We start from the raw sequence: 22,775 nt of genomic DNA, 5'->3' as shown, positions 1-22,775 counted from the left end.
TTTGGGATGGTGTTTATATGAAATTGCAACAGCTTCGTTACATCGTGGAGGTGGTAAACCACAACCTTAATGTTTCATCTACGGCAGAAGGACTGTATACATCTCAACCCGGGATCAGTAAGCAGGTTAGAATGCTTGAAGATGAATTAGGTATTCAGATTTTTTCCCGTAGTGGTAAACACCTGACGCATGTTACTCCCGCAGGTGAAGAGGTTGTCCGAATTTCTCGTGAAGTATTATCTAAGGTTGATGCAATACGGTCAGTTGCTAGTGAACATACTTATCCGAATCGTGGTTCGCTATATATTGCGACTACCCACACTCAGGCCCGTTATGCATTACCTCCTGTGATTAAAGGCTTTATTGAACGTTATCCGCAGGTCTCTTTACACATGCATCAGGGGTCGCCAACGCAAATTGCTGAAGCTGTGAGTAAAGGTAGTGCTGATTTTGCTATTGCAACTGAGGCGCTGCATTTATATGAAGATTTGATAATGTTGCCTTGTTACCATTGGAACAGGACGCTGGTGGTGACGTCGGATCACCCGCTGGCAGGTAAAGAGAGTGTTTCAATTGAAGAACTGGCTGAATATCAACTGGTCACTTATACATTTGGTTTTACCGGTCGTTCTGAGTTAGATGTCGCATTCGATAAAGTGGGCTTAAAGCCTAAAATTGTTTTCACTGCGACGGATGCTGATGTCATTAAAACTTATGTCCGGTTAGGATTAGGTGTGGGGGTTATTGCCAACATGGCGGTTGATCCGGTGCAGGATAATGACCTTGTTTGCATTGATATGCGTGATAAATTCAGCTACAGCACAACTAAAATTGGTTTTCGTCGCAGCAGTTTCTTACGCAGCTACATGTATGATTTTATGTGGCGTTTTGCGCCTCACTTGACGCGTGATGTTATTGATCAGGCAGTTGCTTTACGCTCAAATGAAGATATCGAAGTCATGTTCAAAGATATCAAATTACCAATCGTATAATGAAATAGTTAGGGAGCTAATGATTGCTATTGGCTCCCTAATTTTGCTTATCAGATGGGTTCAAACTCACCACTGAAGAAATCATCAGACTCTTCTATTGATGTTTTTCTTTGTTTGTTGACGAAATTATCAAAACTGGCTTTAATCTCAGGATTTTCGAGCGCCTCATAGTCTAAAACCGATATTAAGGATGAATACTCAAAATCAATATTGATATTTTCATTAGAAGCACAACTTGATAAAAAGTTTGAATTAGTGCTATCAAAATTAACTCGATAGAGTTTTAGTTTTGGAATATATACGGTCTTTTCTCCTACAATCAAGGTATCGATAGCAATCGTTAGGGTCACAGTAGAATAGAAGCCTTTATTTTTCCGAATACCTAAACGAATCGTCTCCCCTTGCTTGGTAATAAACTTAGCGAAATCTGGCAGCATATCTGTATTTTCGAATACAACCACGTTCATAATGAAATTAAGGAAACTTTTTGAAATGCTTAAACCATTTAATGAATCGGTGTAATTTTTAGATTCAACTTTGCTAGTACCCATTAGAGGTAATTTATTAACGATTTTAGTCCAAAAATCCATATCTGTTTTATATTGCTCTCCATACTTTTCCGCGTATTTATTGACATAATTGGTTGCGATGGAGGAGAGTGCAATTAATGTTTGACTTAAACTATTAGTTTTATCTATAACTTCTGGTTTATCAGATAATTGTTTGGCTATAATGAACTGAACTAAACCATCCTTTTCATTATATTTATTGGTATTTTCTATACTAAAATAAGTATCGTCGATGTGAAAGAACGTATTAGCTTCATTGATTTTTGCGATATGTTCCTGATTATTCGTAATTGCGTTTTTTATATCCATTATTTTGTCCTTGTTTTTTTATTGATAATTTGAATCCAATTGCATTGTTAGCGGGTTAATTCTAGCTGATTATCATTCGATTGTTTACCCGACTAAATTATCAAAATTTATTACTGAAATTCTGATAGATACACTGAATTGACTCATTGTGCGGTAATGAGAAACAAATATTTGCTTATATGTTATGTTTAATTTGTGCCATTATCATCTAAGGTGGTTTTGAGTTATGCCAGTATAAGAAGAAGGAGGAGTTATGTCGTTTGATTTAAAAAAAGTTTGTGTTTCAACACTTTCCGCTGCAAATAAACAATATGATTATTACAGCTTGCCACTGGTTGCTAAACATTTGGGGGATATTTCCCGTTTGCCCAAATCAATGAAAGTTCTTTTGGAGAATCTTCTTCGCAATATTGATGGCAATTCTGTTGTTGATGATGATTTGAAAGCAATTGTTGATTGGCAAAATACCGGCCATGCAGACAGAGAAATTGCTTACCGGCCAGCACGTGTATTAATGCAGGATTTCACCGGAGTACCTGCCGTTGTTGATTTAGCGGCCATGAGAGAAGCGGTTCAGCGCCTTGGTGGTGATGTTGAACAAGTTAATCCACTATCACCCGTTGATTTGGTTATCGACCATTCAGTTATGGTCGATAAATTCGGCACGGAAAAAGCCTTTGAACAAAATGTTCAATTAGAAATGGAACGTAACTACGAGCGTTATCTCTTTCTGCGTTGGGGGCAAAAAGCGTTTAACCGTTTTCGTGTTGTCCCGCCCGGAACCGGGATTTGCCATCAGGTAAACTTGGAATACCTGGGTAAAACGGTTTGGCATGAAATGCATAACGGACGGGAGCTGGCTTATCCTGATACCTTGGTTGGTACCGATTCTCATACCACCATGATCAATGGTCTCGGTGTTCTAGGATGGGGTGTGGGCGGTATTGAAGCTGAAGCGGCTATGTTAGGACAACCTGTTTCCATGCTGATTCCTGATGTGGTGGGTTTTAAACTTACCAGCAAGTTACGCGAAGGGATTACTGCAACAGACCTTGTACTGACAGTGACTCAGATGCTGCGTGCGCATGGTGTGGTCGGGAAATTTGTTGAATTTTATGGAGATGGGTTAGCTGATTTGCCGCTGGCAGACAGGGCAACCATTGCCAATATGGCACCGGAATATGGTGCAACTTGCGGTTTCTTCCCAGTAGATGATATTACCTTGAGCTATATGCGATTGACAGGGCGTACAGAACAGCAGATTGAGCTGGTAGAAGCTTATTGTAAGATCCAAGGATTATGGCGAAATCCCGGTGATGAACCGGTATTCACCAGTAGTCTTGAGCTGGACATGTCGACGGTGGAAGCGAGCTTGGCAGGGCCGAAACGTCCACAAGACAGGGTGGCTTTAGCGCAAGTACCTCAGGTATTTCAGTCAGCCGTTGATCTGGAAATGAATAAACCTCAGGGGAAAGCCATCTCAGCGCCAGTTAATTTGGATAATCAGAAGTATGAGTTAGAAGAGGGGGCTGTTGTCATTGCTGCGATTACTTCCTGTACCAACACCTCTAATCCCAGTGTGCTGATGGCTGCGGGGTTGTTGGCAAAGAAAGCGGTTGAGAAGGGGCTTAAACGCCAACCGTGGGTGAAAACCTCACTGGCGCCCGGCTCGAAAGTGGTGACAGATTACCTTGAATTGGCGGGCATGATGCCTTATCTGGAGAAACTGGGCTTCAATCTGGTGGGTTACGGTTGCACAACTTGCATTGGTAACTCTGGGCCATTGCCTGAGTCTATTGAAATGGCGATTAAGCAAGCTGACCTTACCGTCGGTGCCGTCCTTTCTGGCAACCGAAACTTTGAAGGCCGTATCCATCCTCTGATAAAAACTAACTGGCTAGCGTCGCCGCCATTAGTCGTGGCATATGCTTTATCCGGCAACATGAAAAAGGATTTGACTAAAGATCCTCTTGGTCAGGATCAACAAGGCAATGATATCTATTTGAAGGACATATGGCCTGATAGCAAAGAAATTGCTAAAGCCGTTGAGCAAATTAAGGCTGATATGTTTCACAAAGAGTATGCGGAAGTCTTTGATGGTGATGAAACATGGCAATCGCTGGATGTTGCGAGTTCTGCTACTTATCACTTCCAGCTTGATTCTACTTATATTCGCCACCCGCCATTCTTTAGTGAGATGACAGCAGAGCCAGAAGCGATAACGGATATTCATGGCGCGAATATATTGGCTATTCTTGGGGATTCTGTCACCACAGACCATATTTCTCCGGCGGGGAATATCAAAGCTGACAGCCCGGCAGGGCGTTACCTTCAAGAACATGGGGTTGAGCCTAAGGATTTTAACTCCTACGGCTCAAGGCGCGGTAATCATGAAGTCATGATGCGTGGAACGTTTGCCAATATCCGTATCCGTAATGAGATGATTGCTGGTATAGAAGGAGGATATACCCGCCATATTCCATCACAGACACAATTAGCGATTTATGATGCGGCTATGTGTTATCAGGAAGAAAAAACACCATTAGCTATCATTGCGGGCAAAGAATATGGTTCCGGTTCGAGCCGCGACTGGGCAGCGAAAGGTACCCGATTATTAGGAGTTAGGGTAGTGATTGCGGAATCATTTGAGCGTATTCACCGTTCGAACCTGATTGGTATGGGGGTATTGCCATTGGAATTTCCTCATGGCGTAAATCGTAAGACATTAAATCTACGAGGTGATGAGACAATTGATATTGAAGGGATGAATAACCGCAAGCCGGGACAGATTGTACCGGTGAAAGTGACTTATTCGGATGGGCGTCAGGAAATCATTAATGCTCAGTGTCGTATTGATACCAAAACTGAATTAGATTATTTCCACCACGGTGGTATCTTGCACTATGTTATTCGTCACATGTTGAAATAATTTTTATCCCCGTTATCTTTCAAGCTGCCTCTTTGTTGGCTGCACTCGCTCACCCCGGTCACATAGTTACCTATGCTCCCGGGGATTCACTCCCTTGCCGTCGCGATGCATCTTGAAATCCATAGGGTATATACTTAAAGATGGCACTGATTTATTTGAGCGCCGTCTTTTCAGCTAGCTTACTGAAAAACTAATTTTGCTCAGATAACAAATGACCCATTTTTCTGGCTTTAGTATCCAAATAATAAGCATTCTTAGGATTTCGGCCGGTAATTAATGGAACACGTTCTACGATATTAATCCCTGCTTCGGTCATAATTTCCACTTTTTTGGGATTATTTGTCAGCAGACGAATAGCTTGAATACCGAGTAATTTATACATATCTGCACATAAGGTGAAATCACGCTCATCGGCGGCAAAACCTAACTGATGGTTAGCTTCTACAGTATCGATACCGTTATCCTGTAACGCGTAAGCACGAATTTTGTTGATTAAGCCAATATTACGACCTTCTTGCCGATGGTAAAGTAATACACCTCGCCCTTCTTTAGTAATTTGAGCAAGGGCGGCTTCAAGTTGAAAACCGCAATCACAACGCAGACTAAACAGGGCGTCACCGGTCAGACATTCTGAATGGATCCTGGAAAGCACAGGTTCATTGCCAGAAATAGTACCGTATACTAATGCGACATGATCTTGACCTGTGGCGATTTCTTCAAAGCCGACCATTAAAAAATCACCCCAAGGAGTGGGTAACTTGGCCTCAGCGACTCGTTTTAATTGCATTTTATTGTTCATATGTTGATTCAGACTCGTTACAAGACATTCGTTACAAAGCATAGATGTGAAAAACAATACCGGTCTGGGAAATCAGCGGACACTGCGTAAAAGATTTTCTCTGATTATAATGTGGCTATATTTTGCCATATTTACCGCAAATTATCTGTCAAAAACTTTCAAATAATTATATCTACAATTGTGATGGTATGATGGTATGGTCTGATTAGCAGAATGGCATTGGGTATGCACTGGTCGCAGGACATTATCACATCAACGTTAATTAGTGCAGTATTAGTGATGGCTATCTGTTATCTCACAGAAAAATGGCGGTTGATTAACGACAAAAAGGATTTGGTGGTGTAATTGCTTCTTATTTACACTTAATCGATGGGAAGATATCGTAAAAGAGCTGAAAGACGCATTTATCATGATAAATTGCTTCCTTTATCCAGACTGGAAATGCTAATTTAATGAGCCGTTATCCAGCATAATGTCCAAGCAACAATAGATAACAGGAAAAAATGTGAAATATTTTCTGATTTTATTACTGATATTGGTGATCTTTGTCATCTCGATGACTCTTGGATCAAATAACGATCAGGTCGTTACATTTAACTATCTGATTGCTAAAGGGAATTACTCTATATCTACACTTTTAGCTGTATTATTTGCTAGCGGTTTCGTGTTAGGTTGGGTTATCTGTGGATTGTTTTATCTTCGTGTTCGTTTGTCATTAGGAAGAGCTGAACGCAAGATTAAGCGACTTGAAGTGCAACTGGAGCAACCTGCTGAACCTTCGGTTACTGATTCATCGCTTGCACTTAGCAAGGAATAAACTCCTATGTTAGAGCTGTTGTTTCTGTTGCTTCCTGTGGCCGCTGCTTATGGCTGGTATATGGGGCGCAGAAGTGCTCAACAGGATAAGCAACAAAATGCTGATCGCTTATCACGAGAATATGTTGCCGGGGTTAACTTTCTCCTTTCAAACCAGCAAGATAAAGCCGTGGATCTGTTTCTTGAAATGCTCAAAGAGGACAGTTCTGCTTTTGAAGCACATTTGACTTTGGGGAATCTATTCCGTTCCAGAGGAGAAGTAGAGCGGGCTATCCGCATTCATCAATCTCTCATGGAAAGCGCTTCTCTGACATTTGATCAGCGTTTGCTTGCGACACAACAATTGGGCCGCGATTATATGTCTGCGGGTCTGTATGATCGTGCTGAAAATATGTTTGCTCAATTGGTGAATGAAAAAGATTTTCGGGAAAATGCGTTTCAGTCGCTGCTGACTATTTATCAATCAACCAGTGATTGGAAAAAAGCCATTGATATTGCTGAGAAATTAGTCAAATCCGGCAAGCATGATTTACGGGAAAAAATTGCGCATTTTTATTGTGAACTCGCTTTACAGGAGATGAGCGGTGATGATCTTGATGAAGCTATCGGTTATCTCAATAAAGCGGTTCAGGCAGATAAAAACTGCGCCAGAGTTTCTATCATGTTGGGGCGCTTGTTTATGGCCCGGCAAGAGTACAATAAAGCGGCGGATGCTTTAAAATCTGTTCTTGAGCAGGATAAACAGTTGGTGAGTGAGGTGCTACCTATTCTCCAAGAGTGTTACCAGCATCAAAATCAGATTGATGAATGGGAAAATTTCCTGAAACGTTGTGTCGAGGAAGATTGTGGAGCCACGGCCGAGCTTTTGCTGGCTGATATTATCGAGCAGCAAAAAGGGCATGAAGTCGCGCAAACTTACATCAATCATCGATTAGAGCGTCATCCGACCATGCGCCTATTTTATCGCCTGATGGATTACCACCTGGCCGAAGCAGAAGAGGGTCGGGCAAAAGAAAGTATTATTTTGCTACGGGACATGGTTGGTGAACAAATTCGCACTAAACCTAATTATCGCTGCCATAAATGCGGCTTTACTTCTCATTCGCTTTATTGGCACTGTCCATCATGCCGTTCGTGGGATTCTATTAAACCGATCCGTGGATTAGATGGTCAGTGACAGTGTCACCATAATATTGCTTTGTTAGTCAAAAAGGTTAAAAAATGACATCTCATACCTTAACATCGTTCGGTAGACAGATTAGCTCGCCTGTCATTGTTGCTTTAGATTACGACAATCAGGATGCGGCGCTGGCTTTTGCCGATAAAATTGATCCACAGGATTGCCGTCTGAAAGTAGGTAAAGAGATGTTCACCCTACATGGTCCGCAGTTTGTTAAGTTACTGCACCAACGTGGTTTTGAAATATTTCTGGATTTGAAATTCCATGATATTCCTAATACCACCGCCAGAGCGGTAGCCGCTGCTGCTGAGATGGGGGTTTGGATGGTAAACGTACATGCCAGTGGTGGTGCCAGAATGATGGCGGCGGCGAAAGAGGCGCTGCTACCTTATGGTCATGATGCGCCATTGTTAATTGCTGTCACGGTATTAACCAGCATGGAACAATCGGATCTGCAAGGTATTGGGATTGATATGACGCCAGCGCAACAGGCTGAAAGGCTGGCAAAGCTGACTCAGGCATGTGGGCTGGATGGTGTGGTTTGTTCTGCGCATGAAGCTCAGCAACTGAAAAAGGTTTGTGGTCAGCATTTTCAATTAGTTACTCCAGGAATTCGCCCGACGGGCAGTGATGCGGGAGATCAGCGCCGTATCATGACGCCAGAACAGGCGGTATTGGCTGGGGTTGATTATATGGTTATTGGGCGTCCGATTACCCGTGCCGCCGATCCTGCGGCCGCATTGCGTCAAATTAATCAATCTATTGCGGGAGCTATTAATGCAAGATAATAATTCGCGCTTGGTCTATTCCACAGACAGAGGGCGTATTCAGGAAGAAATAGTTAAACCTCAGCGTCCAAAAGGCGATGGCATTGTTCGTATTCAGCGTCAAACCAGTGGCCGTAAAGGAAAAGGGGTTTGCGTGATTACCGGGATTGATGCTGATGATCAGACACTCGCTAATCTGGCGGCTGAATTGAAGAAAAAATGTGGCTGCGGTGGTTCATTGAAAGACGGTGAGATCGAAATTCAAGGCGATAAAAGAGATTTATTGAAACAGTTACTTGAAGCCAAAGGTATGACAGTTAAATTAGCGGGTGGTTGACAGAAGGGCGATATTCGCCCTTCATTTTATACCCGTCATCTTTCAAGTTGCCTCTTTGTTGGCTGCACTCACTCACCCCGGTCACATAGTTATCTATGCTCCCGGGGATTCGCTCCCTTGCCGCCGCGATGCATCTTGAAATCCATAGGGTATATTTCTGCCTAATTGCTAGTAGTGTTTTAAAATATTTATTAATAATATTCCTAATCATTTTAATTAAAAATAATTGACAATAAATAGGCGAAATAGATTATTGTAAATATTCTATTGAAATAATTTTTTAATATTGTTTTTTTCCTTTTAAAAATAAATTTATATTTTTAATTGATAGAATAATCAAGAAACGGTAGTAGGAAATTTAATATTATTTCTTCATTTCTCTGATAAGATCATTATTGAAGGAAATTCTCATGTAGAAATGAGCAGTTTTAATGATAAAAGCAATGAGAATTAATAATTTTATTTAAAATCATATAGATAACAGTTTAAATCTATTTTTTTAGTAAAGAGGTTGACTATGGAGAATGATCGTTCTACCATGAAAAACATGGAAGGTGAGCCGGTGCCCAACATCAGGGAAAACATGTTGGATGTTGTAGAGGAATTAATTTACACCAGGGGGATTGCGGCGACGGGTATCGATCTGATAACGCGCACGACAGGTTCTTCACGTAAGACAATTTATCGTTATTTTGGTACGAAAGAGGGGTTGATTGAAGAAGTTCTTCGTCGGCGAGATGAACGATGGATGCGGTGGTTTACCTCATCAATAGCTGAATATAAAACGCCTAAAGATAAATTACTGAATATTTTTCTGGTATTACAAAGATGGTTCGCGAGTGATAATTTTAGAGGATGTGCATTTATTAATACATCCGGTGAACGCCCTAATCCTGATGATCCGGTAAGAATAATTGCTAAGGAACATAAAGAGAAAGTTTTTACTTACGTGCTGTCTATTTGTGAAGAAATATCGCCGGATTCATCGGTAGATTTAGCGAGGAAGCTCCTACTCTTAATAGAAGGTGCTATTACAACTGCGCATGTGATGAATGATACACACTATGCTTTAGAGGCGATGAATATTGCCGAGGCATTGCTGAGTAAATACGATGTGAATTAATGGAAAATTTAATTAGGAGACAATATGTCTAATACAAAAGAAATTCGCCAGCCGGTGCCGCCATTTACCCGCGAAACCGCTATTCAGAAAGTCCGCTTAGCGGAAGATGGATGGAATAGCCGTGATCCTGAAAAGGTTTCATTGGCCTATTCGTTGGATACCCATTGGCGTAATCGTGCTGAATTTGTGCATAGCCGTAAAGCAGCACAGGATTTATTAACCAGAAAATGGGCGAAAGAGCATGAATATCGCTTAATTAAAGAACTTTGGGCGTTTACTGATAATAGAATAGCGGTTCGTTATGCTTATGAATGGCATGATGATTCCGGTAACTGGTTTCGCTCATATGGTAATGAGAATTGGGAATTTAACGAAGATGGCTTGATGTACAACCGTTATGCCTGCATTAATGATCTTCCGATAAAAGAATCTGAGCGCAAATTTCATTGGCCTTTAGGTCGCCGCCCTGATGATCATCCTGGATTATCTGAGTTAGGGCTGTAACCCTTTTCAGGTGCCGGTCGAGACGCGGCTCCTGCGCAGTACCCTCGCCGGAGCCTGCTGATTAACAGAAGAATTCAGAAGGCCTGTACCTTGAATTTACCGTTTAAGATAAGACAGATTACGGTTAATGCAGCCCGTGACCTGATGAAGTTCGTCAGTGGGAATATCATCAGTTATATTCCGTGCAGTATGGGCGAAGTCGGCGGCGACATCCGCGACTTCATCAATAATATTGTTCATTCTGGCCGACGCGATGCCCGCATCTTTGGCAACCTTAAGCAACATGGTGCGGGTGATATCTGTTCCGTGGCCGGTCACTGAGGTTTGATGTTGTCCGCCGGGTCCGTCCGAAAAGGTCAGATCATAGGCGGGGGATACCACCCACTCATTGCTTTCATTCAGAATGAAGGAGAAATTCTTCACATGATCATCACGATTATGCATCAACACGTTGAACACCATACGACGGGCCTGAATTTCTCGCGCAACAACACAGCGCGTGATGGAGCCCGTCGCCCGTAGGATATTTGTGTAATCCATACCGGGTAATCGAAAGTCGGCATGTAGGGCGCCGGCCATACTCAGTACCGGCACCCGCATTCCATTCTCACGATCGAAACGCTGGACACCGAAAGCAGCAAGCTCCCCTTCAAGGCGGAAGTAGCGACTCGTGGGAAAATCAATGCCCGCCATTCTAGCCGTACAGGCGAACACTTCCTCAAGGGCACAGACCCAAGGATTTTCCTCTGCTGCGGGGAATTTGACCAACCAAGGCTGACTTCCTGAGAATGCAGCCGTTTTCATCTGGCCGGTGGATGGATTATATTCTACCTGTGCTTTGGGTCTGGCTCCATGAGGCGAGCCGCCAAGTAGGAAAAGTTCACGCAGTGCCTCTGAATCCTGACCGGTGACTTCCTGCCGGATCTGCTGAGCCAGTCCAGTCAAGTTCAGAATACTATATTTGTCTTCCTGATCGTTCGGTAAAGGCAGAGCAGGTTGGTAGGTTAGCGCCCCCATCGTGTTATCGCTCAGCAATGCCAGACGTTCCAAGACGGAAATCCGGCTAGGATCGACATTATTACGGCGAAGGAACCTGTCCATAAGTAGCCGTCCCCAGCCATCCGGTAGGGAATCTGCGATGAAGCCGGGGAGCCAGTCCTGAAAGTGCTCAAAATTCGCGTAAGTCTCTGTGGAAAGTGGCAATTGTAGGGGCGAGAATTCGATGCCATTATCAAGAGCTTCATGGGTGTACTCAAATAAATAGCGGCCACGCACAGTACTTTCGGCCAGATGGCCCAACACCCACTGTTCTCCTCGGCCGCTGTAGATCACTTGTAGTCGGCCCAGTGACCGGTACTGAAAGTTTCGTGTCGTCATTTTTTTGTGTTTCCTGATTGATGAGCGCGGCCATTGCCGGAGGGTTTCCGAGACGAACGTTGGGTTCGCCGGGCACGCTGGCGAACCGGTGCTTTCATGGCTTCGAGCTGTGCAATGCTGATCTGTTGTGGCACAAACAGGGACTTAATTTCGTTCTCCAGCCGCAGAGTAAAGACGACCTTCATGAAATTCTCAAGCGTGCCCCGCCCGCTGCCTTCAAGTTTTTTGAGCGCAGAGACGGAAATACCGCTCCTGAGCGCTAGCTCTGTCTGGAGCATGTTACGCCGTAACCGGTGATCCCGGAGGCGGTGCCCAAGTTCTGCCAGCAACTCTGATTCGGTATAAAGTATTAGAGCCACAAATACACCTCTTAAGTTTAAATTTTATGGTTAAGAGACTTTATTATACCTCTTATTTTACTAAAATCTGATATGAAATGAGAGTGTTTTAAAAGTTCTATATGAAGCTCATAAGTGTGTTTAAGATACTTTAAAGTTTTATATGAGTCTTTTATAAAAGAAATCCTCCGTTTCAAACAGTTCATGAATCTGGTTTATTCGTGTTGGCCTCCTTAAGGATTTACTGTCATACTTACCTATACATCAAATTTTAAAATGTGAGGTAATATGGCAAAACATCCTGTAAAACAATCAAGGAGCACGCTAAAGACTATGGTATGTCATATCTTTATGTTCAAAAGGATTATGGGGATTTAACTTATTTTATCGATTTTAATGTTAATATTATTCTAAACGCATTTTGATGAATTACAAGAGCATTTAAAAGTAAAAACAAAAGAATTTTATGAAATTGTCGATGTGTTGGAAAACTCAAAGTATAAAAGTAAGCTAACCTTCATTCAGAAAGATTTAATTAAAAAAGGTATAAAAGAACCCGGAAGATTGTTTAAAGTTAAATCGGTTAAAAATGTATATGATGTTAGTGAAAATACAGCCAGAAAACTACTTAGAGAGCTTGAGGCAATGAATATATTTCTTCCTATAAAAATAAGACGAACAACTTATTATATTGCCCCCGCCGATCTACGTAGTAGGCTAAATAAGATATCAAAATCGTAGGCAGAATTAGTACAGTTTAAAATAAATAAGGCGAGAAAAATTTCCCGCCTTAATTTAGTGTTTCAAGTAATACAAAGAGACCTTTTAATTATCCATAAATAGGAAAGGGGCGATCCCAATAATTTTTTCTGTTATGAGATTATTATGCAAATTTACTGCAATAACAGAATAAATTATTGCGCCGTCGGGCGTGAGTGTTGTTGATCGTTTTGAACGAGAAAGAACCACCGTTGGTTGTAGTTTGGGTTCATAACCACCGCCAAGGCCAGTATCATGTACTGGTTTCATATTTATTCTGTTCAATTCTTCACGACAGGCAACAAAGGTTATTTCATCATATTTTGCCATCCTTTCGTCGGTTCTCAGCAGAGTAAAAATATCGGACAATTTTTTACGATTTCCCGCTTCCAGGCTGACCAATAGCGCGTCATATTTATTGATATTTGTACTGTCTGCTCTATTTTTCCATATTGCCGCCTTCACTTCCTCATCAGGCATTTTTTCGTAATATTTAATACCATAATTTCTTACCTTACCATGATTGACTGTATTGGCTTCTAATCCGGTGGCGAGTAGATAATTTTCAATATCATCGGCAGTCATATTCTGAATATCGTTTACGGTAAACGTCTTATCATCTATTTTTACACTGGCCGAACCGGTTTTATTGCCTGATTCTATTGTTGCATAAGGTTGTATCGTCAAGCCACTATTACCCAATGTGACATCAAAAGGGGAGTTTAGTGGATTTTCCGGTGATTCCAATAATGTCTTACCGTGGGGACCGAGAAATTGAATCGTTTTTCCCGCAGGGACTTGCGTTGCTGCACTATCAGAGAAAAAATATCCATGTGAACTCAGTATTAATCTATTCGCCGGTTCATTAGGTACTGTCCATAATTCGAGTGCACCGCCAAGCTCAATTTTTTGTGGTTCAAATTGAGGATATTCTTTTTGTAAAAGTCCAATTCTGAATTGTGCTTTTGTTTTTCTAATATCACCAGTTCCAATATCTGTTTCTGGTTTCTTATTGGCTTTCCTCCATTCTCTCACTCTGTTTCGGTAATCAGTAGCTGATTCACCGGGCATTTTTTCAGGTTTTCCACTTCCCACACCCATGACATTACGGTGTGATTCATTTGTGCTTATTCTAGTACTTGTTAATGGGATCTGGCTATCTCCTTTACCATAATAAGGTTGAATAACATACTCGCTTTCACCTTTGAATATGGCATATTCTGCTCTGAATCTATTTTCAGTCAATAAGGCCGAATTGTTTTCTAATAAATAGCTGGAATTGCTGAAATCAAATAACGTATTTTTATCATTGGCGTAATATTTTGTTCCCACAATGCGTGATTCTTCCAGCAAAGAAAAACCGCCACTGACTTTTTGATCAATTATTTTATTATCGATAGAAGTAAACCATGTTGGGTAACGATTATAATAGATATGTAGCATCTCATGATATAAGGCAATAGCGGGATCACGGGAACGCCAAGGCTCTTCGGTAAGTTTTTCTTCTGTGCCAATCAGATGATTCTCTGGATCAAAAGTGATACTGCTACCGGCGCTATTTCTGGCATAAAATTGGCCCTCTTTTTCACGGATAATGGCATCCATCGTCGGGGGTTGTATCTTTAAACCCTGTTTTTCAAGCTCCTGAATAATGATATTTCCGGATGGTATTTGGTCTATCTCGTTTAGTGCATGAGTGACTTGATTAATAAATAGATCATTACCTGTTATGGTGATCCCGAGAGGAGGAATATCGACACGGTTACTCTCTATGGATGTGTATTGTATAGTTTTTTGGATATTACCCGAAGAATATTTTGGCATCGGTGTGCTAGGTATTTCTTCAATGGCTAGGGCAATTCTATTTATCTCTGATTGGTTGGGTAATTGATTTTCAAAGGAAAATATTTCTTTTAGTAGATAAGGGAATTCGGTTTTGATAGCATTAATTTTTTCAATCGAAGTACTTGGATTGTTTTGTAATGGTAAGATAACTTCACGGATCCAAGCCTGCTGGATATTGACTATCTCTGTGCTGAGTAGCGCTGTTTTATCTCCAAGTTTTAGCGATTTTTCGAAAAAATGTGTTAATGTTTCAGTAATATCTGATAGTTTATCGATATCATATATTTCACAATTTTTGAATGCAGTATTGATATGAATAAATGCATCCAATATTTTATCGTGATTAATATTACTGTGTGCTGCTTCAAGTTCCTGATCTATTTTTTTACTTTGCCCCAGGATAAGAAATTTATTAGATACATCGGTATGAGTAATCCAATGTCCATTTTTATCTAATTTAACCGCAGGCCAGTAACTAAATTGTTCGGGGTAAGCCGGGTTAACGACACGCCAGGTGTGATTTGCTTGATCCCATTTGACTTGATAGCTAGCGCCAGATTCCTTTATATAGTAGTTTTGTTTAATTGCTGTTTCCACATTAGCAGGGTGTATTGAATAAATCCCTTTATATATTCCCTCATTTGCATGAGGTGCTATTCTGTCGAGTGGAAGATGACTGATTTTCCATTTATCTTTAAGTTTACCTAATCCTTTGGCGCTTTTGCCAAAAATATCAGCGAAACTCTTCTCAAGTTTAATACTATTTCTCATTACTCCTACTGCGCTTATGACACCCCGGTAAGTTAAGGTCAGTGTTGATCTAATGGGTAAAGGTTCGATTAAATCGATTAATCCGCCGAGCAGAATGCGAGAAGATTGACGTAAGGTGATTACGCCATGCTCTGGTAATGTTCGGATAACCGCTGTAATTAAAGCTCTTCCGGTCAGACCGGCTTGTCTGAGGCGTAATGTGGTTTGTGTGACTTTAGCGGCCATTGATTCAGTCAATGACATACCTAGGGTAGCAACAACTAACAGCACATTCGCGGTATCAAAGATAATTGAACCGATATCCTCTCCCGTTAATGTATATTCACTATCGGTTGTTGCTTTATAGATAACATTATAGAAAGGAATCAGAATGGTTGCTGCGATATGCCAACCAGAGGTAATATCCAGAGCTTGTTTACTTTTTATTGCAATATCGTTTAAGCCTTTCTGCACTATCGTTGTGGTAACAGAAAGTAAGTTATCTTCTTTATAAAAATTAAATTTAGGTGAGCCTGTGAAACTAATTCCGACATTCATTCCTGAGGTTATACCATAATAATCATTCCAAAATGCGTCATAAGAATATTTATATCGCCTTGTTTCTGAGAAGCCGCTCAAGGTTTTGGCCCGTTCATAGCCAATCGGGAAAAGTCTTTTTCCTGTACGAACCATTCTATTTGCCATTAATATCCCCATGCCTATCTCTATTTTTTGCTCAATTAAAAATAGTGCATTGGGTCTAGACATAGCACGTAAGGTGGGTTGGCTATCAACCTGCTGTTGGCTATATTTTTTTGCTTTCACTCCTCCTTGTATTGTTGAGACAACCAACCAATTACCCTGATACATTTTTATCATGGCGACATTTCCCATACCCTGTTCGACTGAATAGAGAAAAGCTTCTTCTGGTGGATTAACAATCTCTTCGGTAGTTAATTGCGCAGCCGGAGATGAAAGTATTAATTTACTAAGTAAAATGGATTCATAATGACTGTATTTGTTTTTATAAACATTAAATTGCTCATTAAAATTATATTGTGAATCAAATTTATCCCTCTTTTTGAAATCGATAAAAGAAAAGTATCCTGCTGGCTTTACGTTGCTTTTATTGAAAGGATTAAGTTTTTGCTTGTCATTTTCAAATAATTTTATTGTTTCTAATGGAGAATACTTAAATGTTTGTTCCACATTGGCATTCTCTTTTCTCATTCGATAAATGATTGCGGCTGTTAAAATAATACAGCCTTCCATTTCAATATGTTTTGATTCTTGATAAAGAACATGATCCGTATCATAGTGAATATTATGTTTTTTAAATAATAATTCAGCTTGATCTTGGGCAAAAATGATATCGCGATAATCACCATGACCTTGAGTCATTTTTCCGATTTTAGGAGCAATCTGATATAATAGGGCACCTAATGAAGATAAGACTAATAAATGATACTTAGCAGCTTGTAGAGTTTGCAGGTCAAGAATATCTTTTTGACTATACTCGGTACGATGTTGTTTTTTTAGTGCTATCTCTTCTTTGGCTAGTAGGGATAATAGTATGTCATCTCCAATGCTGATACTTTTGTTTGTTTCTGGATGAATAATTGGAATGCCCGGATTAATATTATTATTAGAAATTAAACTATTCACCTTTTCAATACCTTTTTTATAGGATTTGAAAAGATCTTCTTTATCTTTGATTCGTTGGTTATAATCTGATTTTTCTTTATCATTTAACGCTACATTGCCATCTGACATAAAAGTTAGCAGTGCATCTGAATAGACCTCATCATCGATATCGCCGGTAGAAAATGCTTGACGATATATTTTTAGTAAAGGCTCTTCGGCGTTGATACCCAGTTCCTGCCATATATCGAATTTAGTTTGATCTGAATCGACTTTATCCTTATTTATGCTTGCTAATTTTTCATGAATTTCTATCTTTGATATTAAGATATTAATTGCTGTATCGATATCAGAGCTGTTATAATTTTTTATAAAGAAAAGGTTAAATATATTATTAATGTTATTCAGTAACTCAGAATATTTTATTTCGGAATATTCATTGAAAACGGCGTCCACAGCTTTTTTCAAAGTCTGTTGTAATTTAGTTGAATATTTATGATAAGAAAGTAAATTCTCTATGATATATAGAGCCATTTCTTTAATATCAGAGGTTATCCAAGTTGGATAGTCTTGATTGCCTTTCAGTAGGGAAATAAATGGCTTATTTTCATTTTCATTTCGCTTATACTCCCAATATTTTACATTGACTACAGTATATTCATTTTCTTTTGATTGATAGGCATCTGTTTTATTTTCGATATCATATTCAAAATGTGACATATAATCCTCCAAGTTGATTAAATTTATTATTTATTTAGCTATATAGCTACTGTATCCATTTGATTTATAAAAACGATTGTTCATATAAAAATATTATTTTTTGATTTTAAAGTCACAATCGCAAGGCAGGGTGATTATAGTTAATTTCGATTAATATAAAATATCAATTAATAACATTGTAAAATTATTAATTAATATAATTATATATAAATATTTATTTATAGTTTTTATAATATGGTTAAATATACAACAATGTATCCGTTGAGGAGTGGGCTGATAAGGTCTCTGTGGCTAATACGGGATGTTTGTTAAAGGCACTCTATAGCGAGTAGTCAACAGTAGAAATAGTAAATATTTGTAAAGAAGAGGAAAGGGAAATGTTATCACTGTGAGGGGATAATGCTAATGATACCTTATGGATTTCAAGATGCTTCGCGACGGCAAGGGAGCGAATCCCCGGGAGCATAGATAACGATGTGACTGGGGTGAGTGAGTGCAGCCAACAAAGAGGCAACTTGAAAGATGACGGGTATAGCGTAGATTTCGAATTTTTATATCCCGCTCTGCATAGAGAGCGGGGAAGAAAGTATATCAGGCTGCTTTTTTCACACTTAATTTTATTACCTTATTAGTCCGTCTTCATTAAACGTCGATTATGTGATTCAATCGTCTCTATAAATCCTGAAGTTGCACTATGTGTGTCACCGATATAATCAGCACTGATTATTCCCGCATGAGGGATCTTCTCAACAGCATCAGCCAAAACGGTATTATTTCTAGATAGGTAACTTTTTACCCCTGAAGTCAATTGTCTACGTCCAATAGACGCCACTGGGATGTTTGTCTGCATAACATTAAGTTTACCTTCAGGTGCAGGATTTGCATGAAACTCACTAAGGAACTTGGCTGTACTTTCTGCGTTTGCTCGATTAGCCCACTTTGTGTGAACTTGTTCTTTGTAGGCCCAATGTGACTCAGCGCCGTCATAACCATGCACCATAATCCCGATGTTTTTTCCTTTGCTCAATAAATCAACCGTTGCTTCGCTTAAACTCGGTGTATCACTACGGGTAATAAGATTATTATGGTGAGCTTTGAGTACAAGATCCAAAAATATATCTGAATTCGATGTTCCAGAAGCGGTGTTCTTCTTCTTACCTTCTCCTTTAAATACAAATTTGATGAGATAAAAATTATTGGTATCTCCTGCGGCATGGCTCAATAATTCCTGAACATCGGCAATGGCATCCCCGGCCGCAACACTGGGGCCGTGAAAAAAGCTAAATGAGCCATTTTTGTTCCGTGCTACGCGAATATCGAAATATTTCGTCCCCGCTTCTGCTTGCTCTCTCAAATTCTTATTTTGGGTTTTAAATGCAGAGGGAAATAGCGCTCCTAAACTACTGAACATTCCATTTCTTTTTCTACTGTAAGCATAGGTACCTGCATCATGGCTACCCAACATCGCTATCTGAGATAGCTGAGTGTTAGCAGGTAATTCATTATGATTTACGGAAGTACGCCCATTCGTAATATGACTTGCGCCATTGTTTCTTGGCGCTGCATTTAGTTCTAATTCTAATGAATCGCTTTCATGATGAATCGCATTCTTTGACTGTGATAAGCGTCTTTTTTGCGTTTCTTCTTCATATTTACGTCCCATATTATCACCTACCTATTAGTGTTAAGTAAGAAATACCTTGGGTATTTCATTAAATTTATGCATATGTCGTTTAACTTGATTCTACTATATACCCGTCATCTTCCAAATTGCCTGTTTGTCGGCTGCACTCGCTCACCCCGGTCACATCGTTATCTATGCTCCCGGGGATTCGCTCCCTTGCCGTCGCGATGCATCTTGAAATCCATAGGGTATAGATTTATTTAGCATATCGAATTTATATGACAGTTTTATTTCCTTTTTGTGAAACCTTCAAATCTATTAATTTTCTTTCTATATGATCTTATGTTTCATGGAAAATATATGGTTAATTAAATAGTAATGCTAGATTTCAATTAATTTAGCATGATTTTCTTCAACAATTATAATACTTATACCGTTGATCTTAATCTCGGCTCCATTAATGTTTTTCCACGTTGAGAGAATGTTCTTAATTTTTGGTAAATAACTTGAATGGGTAATGCCCGAAACATGAAGAATCATAGTTTTATGTTCCTGATTTTCATTACTTTCCGTGGTGAGTTTAGTTGTCAACTTTACTTTATTAAGTGTAAGGCGAACATCTTCTGTACCACCCAAATCAGAACATAATTTATCAAATAAAGCTTGATTTATTTGTGAATTATCCAGATTTTATTTTTGCACCACAGAAGCGGAAATTTGGCTAACGGGTTTTATGTCATTTTTAATATTTTGCAGTTTCACTGGTGCGGTAATTGAATATAATAAAGAAAGGCGAGGGCGATTACCGAGTGCTTGCCAAAAGTTACCTAAGCTATTTAGATTTTCTTGTGGTGGAATGACTCTGGTATATGCGCCAGGAATTTTAGGTAATTGTCGGTTGTTAACCAGTGCAGTTAAAATATCTGTCATGACGCGTGCAGCTTGATTATTGGGCTGACTGTCAGGATTGGAACCGTCTCCTGATGGTTGATTTGAATGCCAGTAAGTAATTAAATAATTGTAATTAATATTTACCCATCCAGATAATAATGAACTGGTGGCAGGATTATAACTTCTTGGTTCCGCAGAGCGTAATTGTAGATCTTCATGTATATCATAAAGAAACACACTGACGGTAGGTTTAGCAGGAGTTGAATTAATTTCCGGTAGATCAAAACGGATATCAATTATTTGCTTGGCGGTATTTAGATGTTGAGATAAAATTTCATGCAATGCGGCATTAACTGCAACAATCGCATTATTAGGGTCAATTATATTTGTCATGTTGTCTCCAATCTTATTAAACGTTTAAAAAAACAATCGGCCAGTTTTATTCAATTCGAGAATAATTGCCCGTTCTATGTGCTTATTCTCAATTTTTTCACTATTATCATCTGCTGCTAATATTGATGCTAATAAAGCAATATTACGAATATTTGCACCTGTCAGATCTGTCTGTTTAGACAAATGGTCAAAATTAAGTTCATCGGATACATGCAGTTGTTCAGGCCAAATTGCTTGCCACATTTGTTTACGTAATATTTCATCGGGATAAGTAAAATGGGTAATAAAGGTAAAACGGCGATTAAAAGCACTGTCTAAATGGCTACGATTATTGGTGGCTAAAATTACTAATCCGGGATAATCTTCCAAGCGTTGTAATAGATAAGAAACTTCAATATTAGCATGTCTGTCTTGAGCATCTTTGGTTTCACTGCGTTTACCAAATAAGGCATCGGCTTCATCGAAAAATAGCACGCCGGAATCGGCTTCCGCCAGATCGAAAATCCGGGAGATATTTTTTTCCGTTTCACCGATGTATTTATTTACCACGATAGAAAGATCGACTTTAATCAAATCAACGCCAAGATGCCCGGCAATCACTTCTGCGGCCATGGTTTTTCCGGTACCTGACTCGCCGTAAAATAGGGCGCTAATGCCGCTACCATAACCTATTTTCTCCTGAAAACCTGCGTTTAATACTGGGTCACGGTAATTAATTGCGGCAATAATTTCTCTCAATTGTTGAGTTAATCCCTCTGAAACGACCAAATCATTAAAACTGCGTTTGGGTGTTATTCTTTGGGCTAATTTACCGAAATTTTGTTGGGCGCGGAAATTTAATGCCTTACGCAAATCGATTTCCTTTAATTGGCCTTCCGGCTGCCGGAATATTTGATATTGGCAGGATTCTTTCAGAATTAACGGTAATGTTTCCGGTGTAAATGAAAAACGTTGACATAACTGAGTAAGATTAATTTCCCGATCAACATTATCCGGCAGATTTTCTATCAGCATCGCTTTTTTCTCTGCTAGCGTGAGCGTTGGCATATCAATTTGCACCATTGACAGGTGTTGAATCCATACGAATGAATCTCCCGGTTCTACCAGACAAACCACGCGTAATTTTGGTTGATTCAGCAGGGTGGATAATTCGCTTTGACATATTTTCTTTTCCTCTGCGAGTAAAGAAAAATTGCGGATTAATAAGCAGGCATCGTGTAACCGGGTTTCTCGTATTGCGTCTGTTAACCGGCCAAGTTGAGTGTTGATATTCTCTTCGTCTGGTAGATGGGCTAAATCGATAATTAAGGTATTGATGTTATGCAATGCCATAATATTACTGACTGCTAATTCTCTGGCGCTGTCCTGTTTTCCTGTGAGGATTACCAGTGGGCGTACTTCATCTATTTCATTTAACAATATTTTTTTAAGTGAATGATAAAGGGTTTGCGGATACCAAGTCTGTGAAGCAGAAGAATGCCAATAAGCACAGGTTATCAGGGGAGGTAAAATAACCCGTTGGCCGGATAAAAAATGCCAGACGCTACTGTGTGTTACAAATTGCGTTTGTAGCCAAATAGGTTCCTCGTGGTTATTGAGCTGTAACAGACGGTGATTGATTAATGGTGTTTGCGGTAGAAAGCTATTTTGCAGTAATTGCCAATCACTTTGACGTTGACTAAATAATTCAATTGCCAAAGTAAAGCTCGGCCACTGCTTTTTACTGTTACCATGCAGAAAAGCAAATAGCGCATGATAACGGCTGTCAAAATGGGGTAATAAACCTAATAATAAAGTATCACGCTCAAATTCAGTCAGTTCAAAACGTTCTATCAATAATGATAATGTACTGGTGATAGATTCATTCTCTATTCCCTTATGACCAATAATATCGCTCTGTTCTAACCAATGGGGTATGCCTAATGGTTTTACCAAACGTTGTTTTATTTCATCCTCGGTCAGTAAAAAACTTTCTGGTAAGGAGTCGTACCAATCTCTCTTTTGATAATAGTAGCGTTGTAATAGCAGATCAATACGCTCCAAATGAGGATAAATCCAATGTAATTCTGCGGCCATACAGTGGTTATTTTTCAGCGGGGAGTTCATATAAAC

16 protein-coding genes and 1 pseudogene are annotated in these 22,775 nt (G+C 39.7%); 9 read left to right on the top strand and 8 right to left on the bottom strand.

Going from position 1 to position 22,775, the window contains the following annotated elements; translation table 11 throughout:
- The first annotated feature begins 17 nt into the window (after positions 1-17).
- A complete protein-coding gene (gene cysB / locus SLS51_RS06350; protein WP_011146661.1) occupies positions 18-992 on the top strand; it encodes an HTH-type transcriptional regulator CysB in 975 nt (324 codons plus the stop codon).
- 50 nt (positions 993-1,042) lie between these two features.
- Here cysB and SLS51_RS06345 read toward each other — a convergent pair whose 3' ends face one another.
- Positions 1,043-1,870, bottom strand: a complete 828-nt coding sequence (locus SLS51_RS06345; protein ID WP_323836552.1) for an Evf family palmitoylated virulence factor — start codon at positions 1,868-1,870, stop codon at positions 1,043-1,045.
- Between the two features lie 253 nt (positions 1,871-2,123).
- Here SLS51_RS06345 and acnA point away from each other — a divergent pair, with 253 nt between their 5' ends.
- The gene (acnA, locus tag SLS51_RS06340; protein WP_323836550.1) at positions 2,124-4,799 is read left to right on the top strand and encodes an aconitate hydratase AcnA; all 2,676 of its coding nucleotides are present in this window, start codon (positions 2,124-2,126) and stop codon (positions 4,797-4,799) included.
- Between the two features lie 190 nt (positions 4,800-4,989).
- Here the strand turns inward: acnA and ribA are convergent, their stop codons facing one another.
- On the bottom strand, positions 4,990-5,586 hold the full coding sequence (gene ribA / locus SLS51_RS06335; protein ID WP_323836575.1) for a GTP cyclohydrolase II: 597 nt from the start codon (positions 5,584-5,586) through the stop codon (positions 4,990-4,992).
- Between the two features lie 225 nt (positions 5,587-5,811).
- Between ribA and SLS51_RS06330 the strand changes: the two genes are divergently transcribed.
- The 7 genes from SLS51_RS06330 (at position 5,812) to SLS51_RS06300 (ending at position 10,325) form a co-directional block, all read left to right on the top strand.
- The gene (locus SLS51_RS06330; RefSeq protein WP_109791587.1) at positions 5,812-5,943 is read left to right on the top strand and encodes a hypothetical protein; all 132 of its coding nucleotides are present in this window, start codon (positions 5,812-5,814) and stop codon (positions 5,941-5,943) included.
- A 160-nt stretch (positions 5,944-6,103) separates the two neighbouring features.
- The gene (locus tag SLS51_RS06325; RefSeq protein WP_011146657.1) at positions 6,104-6,415 is read left to right on the top strand and encodes a LapA family protein; all 312 of its coding nucleotides are present in this window, start codon (positions 6,104-6,106) and stop codon (positions 6,413-6,415) included.
- A 6-nt stretch (positions 6,416-6,421) separates the two neighbouring features.
- Positions 6,422-7,591 (top strand): lipopolysaccharide assembly protein LapB, encoded by a 1,170-nt coding sequence (gene lapB / locus SLS51_RS06320; RefSeq protein WP_323836548.1) that lies wholly within the window; start codon positions 6,422-6,424, stop codon positions 7,589-7,591.
- A 44-nt stretch (positions 7,592-7,635) separates the two neighbouring features.
- Positions 7,636-8,382, top strand: a complete 747-nt coding sequence (gene pyrF, locus SLS51_RS06315; protein WP_323836546.1) for an orotidine-5'-phosphate decarboxylase — start codon at positions 7,636-7,638, stop codon at positions 8,380-8,382.
- Positions 8,372-8,698: a stress response translation initiation inhibitor YciH gene (gene yciH / locus SLS51_RS06310; RefSeq protein ID WP_113049814.1), complete on the top strand. Its 327-nt coding sequence runs from the start codon at positions 8,372-8,374 to the stop codon at positions 8,696-8,698. Before pyrF ends, yciH begins: the two co-directional genes overlap by 11 nt.
- Positions 8,699-9,215: 517 nt before the next feature.
- Entirely contained in the window at positions 9,216-9,821 is a 606-nt protein-coding gene (locus SLS51_RS06305) for a TetR/AcrR family transcriptional regulator (protein ID WP_323836544.1), read from the top strand.
- A gap of 24 nt (positions 9,822-9,845) precedes the next feature.
- Positions 9,846-10,325: a nuclear transport factor 2 family protein gene (locus SLS51_RS06300; RefSeq protein WP_011146652.1), complete on the top strand. Its 480-nt coding sequence runs from the start codon at positions 9,846-9,848 to the stop codon at positions 10,323-10,325.
- 96 nt (positions 10,326-10,421) lie between these two features.
- Here SLS51_RS06300 and SLS51_RS06295 read toward each other — a convergent pair whose 3' ends face one another.
- The 6 genes and pseudogenes from SLS51_RS06295 to SLS51_RS06270 form a co-directional block, all read right to left on the bottom strand.
- Positions 10,422-11,702 (bottom strand): type II toxin-antitoxin system HipA family toxin, encoded by a 1,281-nt coding sequence (locus tag SLS51_RS06295; protein ID WP_323836540.1) that lies wholly within the window; start codon positions 11,700-11,702, stop codon positions 10,422-10,424.
- A complete protein-coding gene (locus tag SLS51_RS06290) occupies positions 11,699-12,061 on the bottom strand; it encodes a DNA-binding protein (protein WP_323836538.1) in 363 nt (120 codons plus the stop codon). The genes SLS51_RS06295 and SLS51_RS06290 overlap by 4 nt, the downstream gene beginning before the upstream one ends.
- Positions 12,062-12,865: 804 nt before the next feature.
- The gene (locus tag SLS51_RS06285) at positions 12,866-17,755 is read right to left on the bottom strand and encodes a putative adhesin (protein ID WP_323836536.1); all 4,890 of its coding nucleotides are present in this window, start codon (positions 17,753-17,755) and stop codon (positions 12,866-12,868) included.
- Between the two features lie 628 nt (positions 17,756-18,383).
- Positions 18,384-19,418, bottom strand: coding sequence for a PI-PLC domain-containing protein (locus SLS51_RS06280; protein ID WP_323836534.1), 1,035 nt, complete (start codon positions 19,416-19,418; stop codon positions 18,384-18,386).
- A 342-nt stretch (positions 19,419-19,760) separates the two neighbouring features.
- Positions 19,761-20,663: pseudogene (locus SLS51_RS06275) on the bottom strand (Pvc16 family protein).
- 24 nt (positions 20,664-20,687) lie between these two features.
- A complete protein-coding gene (locus SLS51_RS06270; protein WP_323836532.1) occupies positions 20,688-22,769 on the bottom strand; it encodes an ATP-binding protein in 2,082 nt (693 codons plus the stop codon).
- Positions 22,770-22,775: the final 6 nt, after the last annotated feature.

Origin of the sequence: Photorhabdus africana, assembly GCF_035181445.1 — a bacterium.
GTDB classification, from domain to species: domain Bacteria; phylum Pseudomonadota; class Gammaproteobacteria; order Enterobacterales; family Enterobacteriaceae; genus Photorhabdus; species Photorhabdus laumondii.
The sequence above is the reverse complement of the archived record's forward strand: the minus strand, read 5'-3'. Positions and strand labels throughout refer to the sequence as shown.